Consider the following 14,770-nt stretch of genomic DNA (forward strand, 5'->3'; position numbering starts at 1 on the left):
AATGACCATTACGAGGCCGAAGCTTTTTTCCATTCCATCCGGCACAGCTTTTCTACCGGCCTTTGCCAAGGCGCTTCTGGAAGGCCGCCTGATTGAAGGCTTTCCGGGTAACGCATCTGATCCACTGGCATTAGCGAACGCGACCATCTATGTGCCGACGCGTCGTGCAGCGCGTGCGCTTCGTTCCATTCTGGTCGATATGAATCCGGCTAAATCTGCAATCCTTCCGACCATTCGCCCGCTGGGCGATGTGGACGAGGACGCAGCTTTTTTCAACGCAGCCACAAGCGGCGTATTCGATCTTAATCCGCCAATTGGCAAGGCTGAACGGCTGTTGCTGCTGGCGCGGCTCATTCGTCCATGGCGTGAATCGCTGCCTGCGCATGTGCGGGCGCTGTTTGGCGTCGATGATGTTTCAGTTCCCGCAACGACCTCTGACGCGATTTGGCTTGCGCGTGATCTGGCTGGCCTGATGGATCAGGTCGAAACCGACAATGCCAAATGGAGTGAGCTTGCCAGCATTGCGCCCGATGATCTTGCCGACTGGTGGCAGGTCACGCTCGGCTTTCTCGATATTGTCACGAAACTCTGGCCGGAAATTCTGGAAGAACGCAAGCTCTCCAATCCCGCAGCGCACCGCAACGAATTGATCTGGGGTGAGGTGCGGCGACTGCGCGATCATCCGCCGCAAGGTCCTGTGATTGCGGCTGGTTCCACAGGCTCAATCCCCGCGACTGCCGAGCTTGTTTCAGTCATCGCCCGACTGCCGCAAGGTGCTGTGGTTCTGCCCGGACTGGATCGTGATCTTGATGAAGGCGCGTGGAACCTGCTGGGGGCTTCGGATGATAATCCGTCCACCTTCGGCCATCCGCAATATGGTCTCCACAAGTTGCTTAGGGCCATCGGCGTTTCCCGCGATGAAGTCGAGCATATCGAAAATATGCCGGTTAAGAAGCGCGTGCTTGAACGCGTCGTTAGCCAAGCATTGCGCCCGGCAGAGACGACTGACGCATGGAGCCTGCTCAATGATGAGCCTGATATGCGCCCTGAAATATTGCTTCAACACGCCAACAAGATCGATCTGATTGAAACCGCCAATGAGCGCGAGGAAGCGCTGGCAGTGGCTCTGGCGCTTCGCGATGCAATCGCTGATGAGAAAAAGACCGCAGCACTTGTGACCGCAGACCGTAATCTTGCGCGCCGCGTGGTGGGCGAACTCGCCCGCTTTGGCATCGACGCCGATGATTCCGGCGGCCGCCATTTGCGCGATATCGAAACCGCGACGCTGATGCGCCTCATGGTCGAAACCGTGTTCAACCCCGGCGATCCGGTGGCTCTATTAGCGCTGGTTAAGCACCCGATGCTACGGCTTGGCGGCAAGCGTATCGAGCGGCGACTGGCTGCGGAAACGCTTGAACTGGTGGCGTTCCGTGGCGGTACGGGCAGGGCATCGATCATCGATCTTCCCGGCTTTTTCGATCGCCGCATGGAAGAAAGCGCCAGCCAGTCATGGCAACCGGCATGGCACGCGACTGTTACGCCTGACATGATCGAAGCGGCGCGCTCGCTTTGCGTGAGCCTGTCGGAAGCGGTTGCGCCGCTGGCACCTTTTGCCACCATTAACCGGCGAACGGATATTGGCGAGATTACACGGGCAACTGTGGAAGCGCTCGAAAATCTGGCACGCGATGAGAGCGAAAGCGTCACGCGCTATTATTCCGGCGAGCATGGCGAGAAGCTGGCTTCATTTCTGCGTCAGCTTGTGGCGAGTGAAGCGGGACTGGATTTTGAGGCTATTGAATGGCCCGCAATTCTTGAAGCTCTGATGTCGGGCGAAACCGTCAAGCCGCATCCGGGCGGCCATCCGCGCGTTTTCATCTGGGGTGCGCTGGAAGCGCGTTTGCAGACCATGGATACGTTGGTGATTGGTGGTCTCAACGAAGGAACATGGCCCGCCAAGACGCGCAACGACCCGTTCATGTCGCGCCCTATGAAGGCGATGATCGCGCTTGATCCACCTGAGCGCCGTACTGGCCTTGCAGCACATGATTTTCAGATGGCGCTTGGCATGGATCATGTCGTGCTTTCGCGTTCGCAGCGTTCTGATAATGCGCCGACGATTCCGTCGCGCTGGTTGCAGCGGCTTGAAACGGTGCTGGGTTCAGATGTGACCAAGGATATGCGCTTGCGTGGGCAACGTTTCATCCATTGGGCGCGTGAAATCGATCAGGCACCCGATGTGCCGTTCGTTAAACGCCCGGAACCGGCACCGCCTGTAAGCGCGCGACCCAAGCATTTTTCAGTCACGGAAATCGAAACCCTTCGTCGCGATCCTTATGCGATCTTTGCCAAAAAAATTCTGAAGCTGCGCCCGCTGGAGCCGCTGATCCGCGATCCGGCAGCCGCAGAACGTGGGACGCTTTTTCACGACATTCTTGGACATTTTACCGAAGAGGGCATCGATCCGCTGGCGCCGGATGCGAGCGCGCAACTTGAAGAATTTGGCCGGCATTTCTTTGGCGAAATGGATCTGCCCATTGAGATCGAAGCAGTCTGGTGGCCGCGTTTTACCGCTCTTATTCCGCAATTCCTCGAATGGGAGCGGGAACGCGCTTACAATGTTCAAACCCGCTTTGCCGAAATTTCGTCGGATAAGCGCGAGGTTGAAAGTCTTGGCATCACTTTGTCGGGCCGTGCCGATCGTATTGATCTGATGCGCGACGGAACTGCGGAAGTGATCGACTATAAGACCGGCTCCACGCCATCTCCACGACAGGCGCATGTCCTCTTGTCACCCCAGCTGGCGCTGGAAGCCGCTCTTCTTGTGCGCGGTGCGTTTCGCGAACTGGGTTCTGTTCGCGCGTCTGATCTGACCTATGTGCGCTTGCGGGCAGGCGGAGAGGTGAAGCCGGAATCGATTTTGAAGATCGGTCGGCCACCATCAGAAAAGACCGCACCCGCCCTTGGCGAAGAGGCTTGGCAAAGATTGGCGCAGCTGCTTGCTGAATATCAGAATCCGGCTAAGGGTTATCTTTCCCGCGCGCTTCCTTTTCGTGAGACAGATTTGACTGGCGATTATGATCATCTTGCACGCGTGCTGGAATGGTCCGCTGGTGGTGATGCTGGCGGGGAGGGCGGCGAATGAAAAAGCAACGGATTATTCCAAAGGAAACAATCGAGGCACAGGCCAGTGCCGCCAATCCACTGGCCTCTGTCTGGGTGTCGGCGAATGCCGGTTCGGGTAAGACTCACGTTTTGACCGAGCGCGTTATCCGGCTGCTGCTCGAAGGCACTGACCCGTCAAAAATCCTCTGTCTCACCTATACCAAGGCGGCAGCAGCCGTCATGCAGAACCGCGTCTTTGCGCGATTGTCCGAATGGGCAATGTTGCCAGATGAGGATCTGGCTGACAGGCTTATCAAGCTTGAAGGCAGGCGCCCGGGAGCGACACGACTTGCCGTTGCACGCAGGCTTTTTGCGCGCGCGCTTGAAACACCGGGCGGGTTGAAAATCCAGACCATCCACGCATTTTGCGAAGCGATCCTGCATCAGTTCCCTCTTGAGGCGAATATTGCAGGCCATTTTGAGATGATGGATGATCTCATGCAGGTGGCTCTTGTCGGCGAAGCGCGACGCACACTGCTTGAGACCGCACATGGCGGCGGTGATCCGGAACTGGCAAACGCCTTTGCCGATGTCATGCAGGCAGCAGGCGAGATGGGTTTGCAGGCACTGCTTGATGAGGCTGTTGGTCGCCGCAATGGCTTGCAGCAATATATTTCGGCGCTTGGTAATGCGGATGAGCGCAGCGAGACTTTGCACAGGCATTTCCGTTTCCGGCCAGACACGCGCGAATCCGATTTGCTGGATGATATGTGGCCGGTGCCGGAATTTTCCGACGATGCACTCGATCTCATTTTGTCGATCCAAAAGGGTGCGGCACGCGCGCATGATTTTGCGTTGCAGCTCAAGCAATATGACAAGGTCAAAAGCAGCTTCGACAAGGAAGCCGTTCTGCGCGCTTCCTTCCTGAAAGCCACCGGCGAAGCCAAATCTGGTTCCTATGTCAGATCGAGCGCGGTCAAAAAGCTGCTGCCGGATTTCGAAGAAGATTTTAATGCTGCCGCTTCCCGGGTGGAACTTGGTCTCGACAAGATCAAGGAATTGCGGCTGATCCGGCTCAATCTCGCGGCACTCACACTCATTGATAATCTTCTGCAGCGCTATCATGACTTGAAGCGCAAGCGCGGTCTGCTCGACTTTGAAGACCTGATTACCCGCACGGTTGCACTTCTGGCGCGTGATGGGGCGGGGCAATGGGTACAGTATAAGCTTGATCGCGGCATTGATCATATTCTCGTCGATGAAGCACAGGATACCAGTCCCGATCAGTGGCAGGTTATCCGTATGCTGTCGGAGGAGTTTTTCTCCGGCCTCGGTCAGCGTAATGTGCAGCGCACGCTGTTTGCCGTCGGCGATGAAAAACAGTCGATCTACTCGTTTCAGGGCGCTATCCCGGAAGATTTTGCAGCACAGGGCAGGGCGGTCAGCATCAGAGCGCAAGATGCCGAGCTTAAATTCGAGCGCGTCAGCCTCAACTTTTCGTTCCGTTCGGCACCCGACGTTTTGCAGGCCGTGGACGAGGTTTTTGCACGCCCCGAAGCCAATCGCGGCTTGTCAGGGGCCACCGTTCACTCCGCCATCCGCGACAACGAGCCGGGCGAGGTGGAAATTTGGGATATGCTGACGCCGGACGTGGTGGAGGAGCCCGACGACTGGCGCGTTCCGGTCGATCATTTGCAGGCACCCGCCATAAAGCTTGCCGAGCAGATTGCAGCAACCATTCGCTACTGGCTTGATCGCGGCGAGACCATTCCGGGGCAGAACCGCAAACTCGCGCCAAAAGACATTATGGTGCTGGTGCGTAAGCGTGATCAGTTCATGCCAGCACTTTCGCGTGCACTTAAAAACCTCTCCGTGCCGGTGGCTGGTGCTGATCGTCTCAAGCTGACAAGCCATATCGCTATTCAGGATCTGATGGCATTGGGACGTTTCGTGTTGCAGCCGTCAGATGATTTGTCATTGGCTTCGCTTCTCAAAAGCCCGCTGTTTGGCTGGGATGATGACAGGCTGTTTGCGCTGGCCCATCCGCGCAAGAGTGGCGAAACGTTGTTTGAGCGCCTTTATCATGCATCCCTTGAAGAACCGACGCTGATCGGCGTGCATAAGACGCTGAGCCGTTGGCGCAATATGGCCGACACCATGCCGATCTTCGAGTTCTATGCGCGAATCTTGAGTGCCGATGGTGCAAGGCGTAAGCTTCTGGCGCGGCTTGGACCGGAAGCGGGCGATATTATCGATGAATTCCAGAACTACGCGCTTTCGGCTGAACGCGCTGGTCTGCCGGGTATGCAGGCTTTTCTGGAAACGCTTGATGCAGCCTCGCCGCAGATCAAGCGCGAACTGGATCAGGGCCGAAACGAAGTGCGTATCATGACGGTTCATGCCGCCAAGGGGCTTGAGGGCGCTGTGGTGTTTCTGGTTGATCCGGGCAATGCCGTCTGGAGCGGAACACGCGCGCCCAAGCTGATCCCGTTTGATCTCAGCAGTGACGGGCCACAGGTGAAAGGCTATCTCTGGCAGCCCAATGCGGGTTATCAGACCGGCTTTCTGGCATCGCAGATTGAAGGCTTGAAGGCCCGTGCCGAAGAAGAATATCGCCGCCTGCTTTATGTAGGCATGACGCGTGCGGAAGATAAGCTGATTGTCTGTGGCTATCGCGGTTCGCGTGAAAGCGGCGAGACATGGCACAGGCTGGTTGAAGATGCTTTGACCACAAAAGCCGAAACTTTCGTGCATCCGGTATCGGGTGTTGCCGCCCGACGCTATCGCAACACGCCGCGCAGTCTTACAGAGATTGCAGAGCCGGAAGTGGAAAAGGTGGCAGAGCTGCCGCCGTTGCCGCTCGACTATCTGAAGCCCATAAAGCCAGAGCCGGGTCTGCCACGTCCGCTTGCGCCGTCTGGTGCATCGGCACTGATCGAAGCGGATGAGGAGCCACCGCTCGATACGCTGTCACCGGTTCTGGGATTGGGTGGCGAGACGTCGGCTTTCGCGTTAAGGCGCGGTACTGCGATCCATATGCTGCTGCAATATCTGCCAGAAGTGGCCGCGAATGAGCGCGAGAATCTTGCACAGGACTATCTGGCACGCATTGCTGCCGACTGGCCGGAAGCTGAACGCGCGAAAGCCTGGGCGAGTGTTGCAACAATTCTGGCCGATCCAAAGTTTGCGCCGGTCTTCGCCAGCGGATCGCGTGGTGAAGTGGCGGTCATGGGCACGATCAATCTCGGCGGAAAAGATCATGCCGTATCGGGCCAGATCGACCGCATCAGCGTCGATGAAAACCGCGTGCTGATCGTTGATTATAAAACCAATCGCCCTCCACCAAAGACCATTGAAGCCGTGCCTTTTGCCTATCGCGCACAACTGGCGCTCTACCGCGAATTGCTTGCGCCCCTTTATCCGGGACGGGTCGTCGAGGCCGCTTTGCTTTTCACCGAAGGCCCGTATTTGCTACCATTGCCGGAGAATGTACTCAATGAAGCATTGCAGGCTCTAAGTGACTCTCAAGGAAAGGTTACTAACCAGAACTTGACGGATGGCAGTCAACACGCCACATGATATGGTCAAAGGAGCGATTTCTTGATGAGTCTTTCGCTCTCAAACAGATATGAGGATAGCCCTATGGCAACCGTAAAGGTCGATAACAGCAATTTTCAGTCGGACGTTCTTCAGTCGAGCGAGCCAGTCGTCGTGGATTTCTGGGCTGAATGGTGCGGTCCTTGCAAGATGATCGCTCCTGCTCTTGACGAAATCGCCGCTGAAATGGCTGGTCAGGTGAAGATCGCCAAGGTCAATATCGACGAAAATCCAGAACTCGCAGCACAGTTTGGCGTTCGCTCGATCCCAACATTGCTGATGTTCAAGGACGGAGAACTTGCAGCCAACATGGTTGGTGCAGCTCCAAAGAGCCGCCTTGCTGACTGGATCAAGGCTTCTGCTGCTTAATCAGCGAAGTTTGCTAAATATGAAAAACCCGGCCTATAAGCCGGGTTTTTTGTTAATTTGGTGGTGTTCCATTGTCGCGCAGCACTTCACCTGCCAGATAAAGTGAGCCACCAATCAGAATGCGCGGCGGGGCTTCATCAGGCGCCCATGTATCGCGTAGAATCTTGAGCGCGTTTTCAACCGAATGTACCGGTTCTGCCGAAAGCCCGGCCTTCTGTGCGCTGATTGCCAGCTCATTATTCGGGATGCCTGCATCGCTTGACGGGATCGGCACGGTAAAGACATGGCGTGCCATGCCCGCAAAGGCCTCAAAATAACCGACAGGGTCTTTGGTGTTGATCATGCCGGTTATCAGGAACAAAGGCCGTGTGGAGCGCTCTTCAAGATCGCCAAAGGCTTCCGCGATTACCATGCCTGCGCCGGGATTATGTCCGCCATCAAGCCAGATTTCTGATGCCGTGGGTGCCAGATCAACAAGTGCGCCATGGGTCAGGCGCTGCATACGCGCAGGCCAGTCCACAACCATCATGGCTTTTTCAGCGGCCTTGTCGGTAATGGTGAAACCAGCCATTTGCACGGCTTCAATGGCAGCAGCAGCATTGGCAAGTTGGTGACGGCCAGGCAGACGGGGCAGCGGCAGATCAATCAGCGCGTCCTCGTTCTGGAAAACCATACGGCCATGTTCCTCGAATGCGAGGAAATCCTGACCATAGATCGAAAGTGGGCAATCGAGCCGGTCAGCAGTCGAGATCAGCACTTCACGCGCTGCGTCAAACAGCTGAAAGCCAATGACGACAGGGCAGTCTTTTTTGATAATGCCAGCTTTTTCCGCGGCAATCAGTTCAACGCGGTCGCCCAGAAATGCCTGATGATCGATAGAAATCGGCATGATCAGCGATACGGCTGGATCAGTAATCACATTGGTCGCATCAAAGCGTCCGCCAAGGCCAACTTCCATGATCACCACATCGGCGGGATGCTCGGCAAATAGCACAAAGGCAACGGCGGTGAGTATCTCGAAAACCGTGATGTACTGACCGTCATTGGCGGCTTCAACGCGCTCAATGGCTTCGGCCAGAACATCGTCGGAAACGAATTTACTGCCATTTTTGGAAGCGAGCCGATAGCGCTCATGCCAGTTGACGAGATGCGGCGAGGTATGGACGTGAACGCCAAAGCCGCTCGCCTCCAGAAGCGCGCGGCAGAAGGCAGTTGCCGATCCCTTGCCGTTGGTTCCGGCAATGTGGATGACGGGCGGCAGGTTCAGGTGCGGATTGCCAAGCTTTTCCAGCAGACCGCGAATGCGGTCCAGTGAAAGATCAAACCCTTTGGGATGCAATTGCATCAGCCGTTCGATGACGGCATCCGCTTTTCCTGTCACGATTAAGCCGCCTTGCTGTCAGCTTCTGGCTTCTTTGGCGCAGGTGCCTTTACCGGCACATCACTGTTGGCTGGCTGCCGGGTCATGATTTTGAGCAAGCTCGCGATGGTTGATTTCAGCTCAAGGCGCGAGCAAACCATATCCACCATGCCATGTTCCATCAGATATTCAGCGCTCTGGAAGCCTTCTGGCAGCTTTTCGCGAATGGTCTGTTCGATCACGCGAGGACCAGCAAAGCCGATCAGTGCCCCCGGTTCTGCAATGTGAATATCGCCGAGCATTGCATAGGAAGCCGTGACGCCGCCGGTGGTCGGGTTAGTGAGAACGACGATGTAAGGCAGACCTGCTTCTTTGAGCATTTCGACCGCAACAGTGGTGCGCGGAAGCTGCATGAGCGACAGAATGCCTTCCTGCATACGTGCACCGCCTGATGCTGCAAACAGAACCAGCGGACGCTTCAATTCAATGGCTTTCATGAAGCCCTGAATGATGGCTTCGCCAGCACCCATGCCGAGCGAGCCGCCCATGAAACCGAAATCCTGAACGGTTGCGACAATCGGCAGACCTTCAATTGTGCCAAGACCATTGGTGATCGCGTCTTCCATGCCGGTGCGCGCACGATAGTCTTTCAGACGGTCGATATATTTCTTTTCGTCGCGGAATTTCAGCGGATCGACCGGAACTTTCGGGCTTTCCAGCGTTGTGTATTCGCCATTGTCGAAGAAGAAACGCAGACGGTCCTTGCCCTTGATGCGCATGTGATGGCCGGAACCCGGAATCACGAACTGATTGCTTTCAAGGTCTTTATGGAACACCATTTCGCCGGTCGATGGATCCTTGATCCAAAGATTTTCCGGCATCTCGCGACGTCCGAGCATCGAATTGATCTTTGGACGAACGTAGTTGGTGATCCAGTTCATGACGTTTGCTTCCGTTTCTTGTTCTTCAAAAAACTCGTTATTTTACGCATGTCGTTATCGGAAATTGGCTTTCCACTTTTCCGCGACATGCTCTCTTGCTGCCTAAATGGACGATTTATTGGGCAGCTTCAAGGCGTGTTGCGCGAACACTTGCTGCCAATGCACTGACAAGTTTCGTCACAGCGGCTGCCGGATCGCCCTTTACCTTGCCATTTTCATCGAGCTCGAGCGCCACTGCATTGACGATTGCAGTACCCACAACCACACCGTCAGCAGCTTCCGCAATGGCTGCGGCCTGTTCCGGGGTCTTCACACCAAAGCCCACACAAATTGGCAGATCGGTGCTCTTCTTGATGTGGCGCACAGCATCGGCAACGCGGCTTGTATCGGCAATCGCCGAGCCGGTAATGCCGTTCATCGAGACATAATAGACAAAGCCCGACGAATTATGCAGCACTTTGGGCAGGCGCTTATCATCGGTGGTTGGTGTCGTCAGGCGGATGAAATTGAGACCCGCAGCCGTTGCCGGAATGCAGAGTTCCTTGTCCATCTCAGATGGCAGATCGACAATGATAAAGCCATCAATGCCGGATGTTTTTGCATCGGCAAGGAAGCGCTCGACGCCATAAATATAAATCGGATTGTAATAGCCCATCAGGACGATTGGCGTGGTGTCGTCTTCCTTGCGGAAGTCAGCAGCCAGTTGCAAGGTCTTTTTCAGAGTCTGTCCGGCATTGAGCGCGCGCAGACCAGCGGCCTGAATAGCAGGGCCATCGGCCATCGGATCAGAAAAAGGCATACCAAGCTCGATCACATCGGAGCCTGCTTTTGGCAGCGCCTTCATGACGTTGAGCGATGTTTCATAATCGGGGTCGCCGCCCATGAAATAGGTAACCAGCGCCGGACGTCCTTCGGACTTGAGCGATGCAAATTTGGTGTCGATGCGTGTGGTCATACCGTGCCCCGTGGCAAAATGCGCGTAAGATATTCGGCGGTGGATTGGCCAGACATGGCCGTTTCCATCCAGGCGCGCCGTTCAAAGTCAATGATTCCAAGCTCCCAGACGCAGGCCATCAATAAAGGCTGCGCTGGTTCAAATTCGATCTCGTCGCCAAGCTCAGACTGCCAGAGAATCTGCGTTGCGATGCCGCCTTCCAGCCACCAGTGCAGAAGCAGCCACAGGCTTTCTTCGCCCTGATGCAGAATGGCAAAGCCAGCACCCAGATGCGGCGTATGCTCTAGCTTGTCTGCAGCAGATGCGATCTGCCTGCGTGTAATGCCGAGAGCTGATTCAGCCAGTGGATTGGAGGGATCGGCTTCAATGATGCTGAGCTTGATTGTTGCCGACCCACACTCCGTCAGTCCGTCGAACCATGCGGCGCGCGGTCTGTAAGCATTGGCGTCGACAACAGTATTGCTCATGTCGTCCTCACATATCCATGCCGAGCAGCTGCCCGACCGTGTGAACATCCTTATCGCCGCGACCGGAGAGATTGACGATCATCACCTGATCCTTGCCCATGGTTGGGGCCATTTTCACAGCTTGCGCAATCGCGTGAGCGGATTCAAGTGCTGGAATAATGCCTTCAACGCGGGTGCAAAGCTGGAAAGCTTCCAGCGCTTCGTCGTCGAGGATTGGCACATATTCAACGCGACCTGAATCCTTGAGCCATGAATGCTCAGGACCAACGCCCGGATAATCAAGGCCTGCGGAAACCGAATGGCCTTCAAGAATCTGGCCGTCTTCGTTCTGCAAAAGATAGGTGCGGTTGCCATGCAGAACGCCGGGGCTGCCTGCGCTCATCGATGCGCAATGCTCAACGCCATCGAGGCCACGCCCGCCCGCTTCAACGCCAACGATCTTAACCGATGAATCATCTAAGAACGGATGGAAGAGACCGATTGCGTTCGATCCACCACCGACAGCAGCGACGATCACGTCGGGCAAACGGCCTTCCTGTTCGAGAATCTGCTTGCGCGCTTCCACGCCGATGACCGACTGGAAATCGCGCACCAGTTCCGGATAAGGAGCGGGACCCGCAGCGGTACCGATCAGGTAATAGGTGTCATCAACATTGGTGACCCAATCGCGCAATGCTTCGTTCATCGCGTCTTTGAGCGTGCCATTGCCAGCGGTAACAGGGATTACTTCAGCACCCAGAAGCTTCATGCGGAACACATTTGGCTTCTGACGCTCAACGTCAGTGGCACCCATATAAACAACGCAAGGCAGGCCAAAACGCGCTGCAACGGTCGCCGATGCAACACCGTGCTGACCAGCGCCGGTTTCAGCGATGATGCGGGTTTTGCCCATGCGCTTTGCAAGCAGAATCTGGCCAAGGCAATTGTTGATCTTGTGGCTGCCGGTATGGTTCAGATCTTCGCGCTTGAAGTAAATCTTCGCGCCGCCCAAATGCTTGGTCAGTCCTTCAGCATAATAGAGCTTGGAAGGGCGACCGGCATAATAGGTCGAGAGATTGGAAAGCTCGGCCTGAAATTCAGGATCGGTCTTTGCCGTCTCATAGGCTTCCTGCAATTCGAGGATCAGTGGCATCAGTGTTTCGGCGACAAAGCGTCCGCCAAAAATGCCGAACATGCCTTCTTCATCCGGGCCTGTCTTGTAGGAATTGGGTTCAACCGGCTTGTTCAATGCTGCCACTCCGTCATGTGCAGGCTATTGTCTGGCATCAGACACAGCCTGAAAAAAATCATTGATAAGACGCACGTCCTTTTCACCGGGCGCGCGCTCTACACCGGACGATACATCAATACCCGGCGCACGCGTTTTGTGCAGCGCCTCGGCAATGTTGCCCGCATTTAGTCCACCGGAAAGCATGTAATCGACGCTGTCGTCAAGCGCGTCGAGCAATGCCCAGTCAAAGGATACACCATTGCCGCCCGGAAGGTCAGAACCTTTCGGCGGCTTGGCGTCAAAAAGAAAGCGATCCGCGATGCCCTGATACGGCGCGATTACCGCAAGATCGTCGGCCTCGCGAATGGCAAAGGCTTTTATCACCGGCAGGCCATAGCGCTTTTTTACATCAGCCACGCGTTCCGGCGTTTCATGGCCATGGAGTTGCAGTATATCCGGCTGCAATTCACGCACGATTTCATCAAGCGTTTCATCATCGGCATCAACGGTGACGGCAACCACTTTGGCGCGGCCTTTCGCTGCTTCACGCAGACGTCCGGCATCGGCAGGCGTTAAGTGCCGCGGGCTTTTGGGAAAAAAGATAAAGCCAATATGCGTCGCACCGCCATCAAGCGCAGCAGCGACTGCTTCCGGCGTTTTAAGGCCACATATTTTTATATCAAAAACCATGGGGTTTCCGTCGCACATATTGTGAGCCGACTCAAGCTGTTCCGGCTTCAACGCGCGGGGCCGCGTCATCATAGCCCCGTGATATTAGGTAGTCATAGGCTTCCATAACCTCAAGGGGAACGGCTTGCGCAACCTGAAAGCCAAGTGCCGGATATTCGAGAATGCGTCGCAGATCACCAACCATCTCGCGCACCAGCTTCTCAAAATCATGCCCCGCTGTTGGCTGATCTCTAAAAGATGTCGCAGGTGCGGTGACGAATGCGCGTGCTTCCGGCCATTGCCTGTCAACGGTTGCCCGCACCCGGCGCTGGGTTTGCGGTTTGGTCACAAAGATCGGGCTGATTGTTCCTGCAACCATGATTTCGCGTGCGAAAAGTATGTTCTCGCCGATATTGGTGGCTTTCGGCTCAATAATGATCGCGCTCTCAGGTACACCTTCAGCGATGGCGATTTCCGCGAAGGCTTCGGCCTCTGATGCCTTGTAAAGCCCTTTGGTCCAGTTGCCGCTATGGCCTGTGAACATGAGCCAGTTGGCAAGGCCTTGCAGATAAAGTTCGGCAGCGTGCTTTGCGACGCGGGTGTCGTAGCTGCCGAGCCCGATAATCACATCGGCGGCGATAGGTTCATCCGAGAGGCAATGGTAATCCCACAGCGCCCGTGCAGCAGTTTGAATGTCTGATGTCATGTAAAATCGATAGCCTGTAATGCGCTGCCATTGCGCTTCAGCCATGCTTTGCAGCGCTCTGTATCAGGGCAAAGCTCATGGCAGAGTTTCCAGAATTTCGGCCCGTGGTTCATCTCAATCAGATGGGCCACTTCATGGGCGACGAGATAATTAATGACGGGCGCAGGCGCCATGCCGATACGCCACGAAAAAGAAAGCACGCCATCGGAAGTACACGACCCCCAGCGGCTTTTGGTATCCTTGAACCGAACCGCTTTGGCTTTGCGACCCACGGTTGCCGTGTGACGGGTAACAAGCTGTTCAATATCGCGTTTGACTTCGCGCTTAAGGTAATCGGCAATACGCCGCGAAAGATGTGCGGGATCGCCATGAACGAGCAGAACATTGCCTTCCAGCAAATCCACTGTGCCGCGTCCGGGCTGATGGGTGATGAGATGCGGCACGCCGCGAATGGGTATTTTTACACCCGCACGAAGGCCAGCCTGATCGGGCATTTTGGCAATGCGGCTCTCAATCCAGCCCTGATGGCGGACCAGAAAACTCTGAACTTCGCGGTCTGGTAGGCCGGGCGGAATGGTTACGCGCAGCCCTTTGCCGCCGGTTTCAATTCGCAATGTCAGACGTTTGGCGCGTGGGTTTTCCAGCACGCGCAAAGGCAGTTCGCGCCCCGCAACCGCATGTATGCGTTCGCGTGTGACGACAGACGGCTTTTTCGGTGCAGATCGAAATAAGGAAAAACCCATGCCTTAAAGATAGGTGATTCGCATAAAAATCCAGAAATTTTTAATGTTCCAAGCAAAACGGCGCAGACAAAGCCTGCGCCGTTTACAGTTTAGATCGGGATTATAGCCACTAGATCGTAGTTATATCGCTCGCATCATTTTTCTTTGCAGAAGCACGGCGTTCATTCATGAAGCGGTCAAACTCTTCCTTGTCGCGGGCGCGGCGAAGTTCTGTCGCATAGGCTTCAAACTCAGCCCGGGCTTCTTCCAGCTTGCGGCGTTCTGCGGCCAGGCGGTCGAGTTCTTCACGACGCCATTCGTCGAAAGCAGCATTGCCGGTGGTGCCACCAAAATTGAAGCTTTCGCTTTTGTTACAATTGCGGAAAGAGCCAAACACAGAGTCGGTCTTTTCGTTGACTTGGCGTTTAAAATCACCGAGGCGATCACCCCAGATGATATAGGCAAGCATGGCGAGGCCAAGCGGCCAGAAGAAGATAAAGCCCAGCACCATCAGCGCAATCGTCGCTGGTGTCCATGCGGGGCGGATCAATGCAGAATTGGTCATGGTCTACTCCGTCAGTTTAAAGGCCGTTCGCTTAGTCTCGCGGCTTGAAATTGACGTGGTAAATCAATTAGGGCTTTTCAAGAATACCGTCTGCTTGCTCCCGC

Annotated in this window: 12 protein-coding genes; 3 read left to right on the top strand and 9 right to left on the bottom strand. The window is 55.5% G+C overall.

Translation table 11 applies throughout. The features are described from left to right. Position 1: 1 nt before the first annotated feature. The 3 genes from addB to trxA all read left to right on the top strand — a co-directional run bounded on the left by addB (position 2) and on the right by trxA (position 7,071). Positions 2–3,145: a double-strand break repair protein AddB gene (gene addB, locus WH356_RS05150; RefSeq protein ID WP_339509121.1), complete on the top strand. Its 3,144-nt coding sequence runs from the start codon at positions 2–4 to the stop codon at positions 3,143–3,145. After that, positions 3,142–6,684, top strand: a complete 3,543-nt coding sequence (gene addA, locus WH356_RS05155) for a double-strand break repair helicase AddA (RefSeq protein ID WP_339509122.1) — start codon at positions 3,142–3,144, stop codon at positions 6,682–6,684. The genes addB and addA overlap by 4 nt, the downstream gene beginning before the upstream one ends. A 63-nt stretch (positions 6,685–6,747) precedes the next feature. After that, positions 6,748–7,071, top strand: coding sequence for a thioredoxin (trxA, locus tag WH356_RS05160; protein ID WP_007872546.1), 324 nt, complete (start codon positions 6,748–6,750; stop codon positions 7,069–7,071). A gap of 52 nt (positions 7,072–7,123) precedes the next feature. Here trxA and WH356_RS05165 read toward each other — a convergent pair whose 3' ends face one another. The 9 genes from WH356_RS05165 to WH356_RS05205 all read right to left on the bottom strand — a co-directional run bounded on the left by WH356_RS05165 (position 7,124) and on the right by WH356_RS05205 (position 14,666). Beyond that, a complete protein-coding gene (locus WH356_RS05165) occupies positions 7,124–8,416 on the bottom strand; it encodes a bifunctional folylpolyglutamate synthase/dihydrofolate synthase (protein ID WP_421565398.1) in 1,293 nt (430 codons plus the stop codon). A gap of 38 nt (positions 8,417–8,454) precedes the next feature. Further along, positions 8,455–9,372 carry an acetyl-CoA carboxylase, carboxyltransferase subunit beta gene (gene accD, locus WH356_RS05170; protein ID WP_339509124.1) on the bottom strand — a complete coding sequence of 306 codons (918 nt, stop codon included), beginning with the start codon at positions 9,370–9,372 and terminating at the stop codon, positions 8,455–8,457. 115 nt (positions 9,373–9,487) lie between these two features. Beyond that, positions 9,488–10,327, bottom strand: a complete 840-nt coding sequence (gene trpA, locus WH356_RS05175; RefSeq protein ID WP_339509125.1) for a tryptophan synthase subunit alpha — start codon at positions 10,325–10,327, stop codon at positions 9,488–9,490. Further along, on the bottom strand, positions 10,324–10,794 hold the full coding sequence (locus WH356_RS05180) for a hypothetical protein (protein WP_339509126.1): 471 nt from the start codon (positions 10,792–10,794) through the stop codon (positions 10,324–10,326). The genes trpA and WH356_RS05180 overlap by 4 nt, the downstream gene beginning before the upstream one ends. 7 nt (positions 10,795–10,801) lie before the next feature. After that, on the bottom strand, positions 10,802–12,022 hold the full coding sequence (gene trpB / locus WH356_RS05185) for a tryptophan synthase subunit beta (RefSeq protein ID WP_339509127.1): 1,221 nt from the start codon (positions 12,020–12,022) through the stop codon (positions 10,802–10,804). Between the two features lie 24 nt (positions 12,023–12,046). Beyond that, a complete protein-coding gene (locus tag WH356_RS05190) occupies positions 12,047–12,694 on the bottom strand; it encodes a phosphoribosylanthranilate isomerase (RefSeq protein WP_339509128.1) in 648 nt (215 codons plus the stop codon). Between the two features lie 31 nt (positions 12,695–12,725). After that, a complete protein-coding gene (locus WH356_RS05195) occupies positions 12,726–13,379 on the bottom strand; it encodes a YdcF family protein (RefSeq protein WP_339509129.1) in 654 nt (217 codons plus the stop codon). Then, the gene (locus WH356_RS05200; RefSeq protein WP_339509130.1) at positions 13,376–14,122 is read right to left on the bottom strand and encodes a M48 family metallopeptidase; all 747 of its coding nucleotides are present in this window, start codon (positions 14,120–14,122) and stop codon (positions 13,376–13,378) included. Before WH356_RS05200 ends, WH356_RS05195 begins: the two co-directional genes overlap by 4 nt. Positions 14,123–14,231: 109 nt before the next feature. After that, positions 14,232–14,666: a DUF2852 domain-containing protein gene (locus WH356_RS05205; protein ID WP_339509131.1), complete on the bottom strand. Its 435-nt coding sequence runs from the start codon at positions 14,664–14,666 to the stop codon at positions 14,232–14,234. Between the last annotated feature and the right edge of the window lie 104 nt (positions 14,667–14,770).

Source organism: Ochrobactrum sp. MYb379, assembly GCF_037479515.1.
In the GTDB taxonomy this organism is placed as follows: Bacteria; Pseudomonadota; Alphaproteobacteria; order Rhizobiales; family Rhizobiaceae; genus Brucella.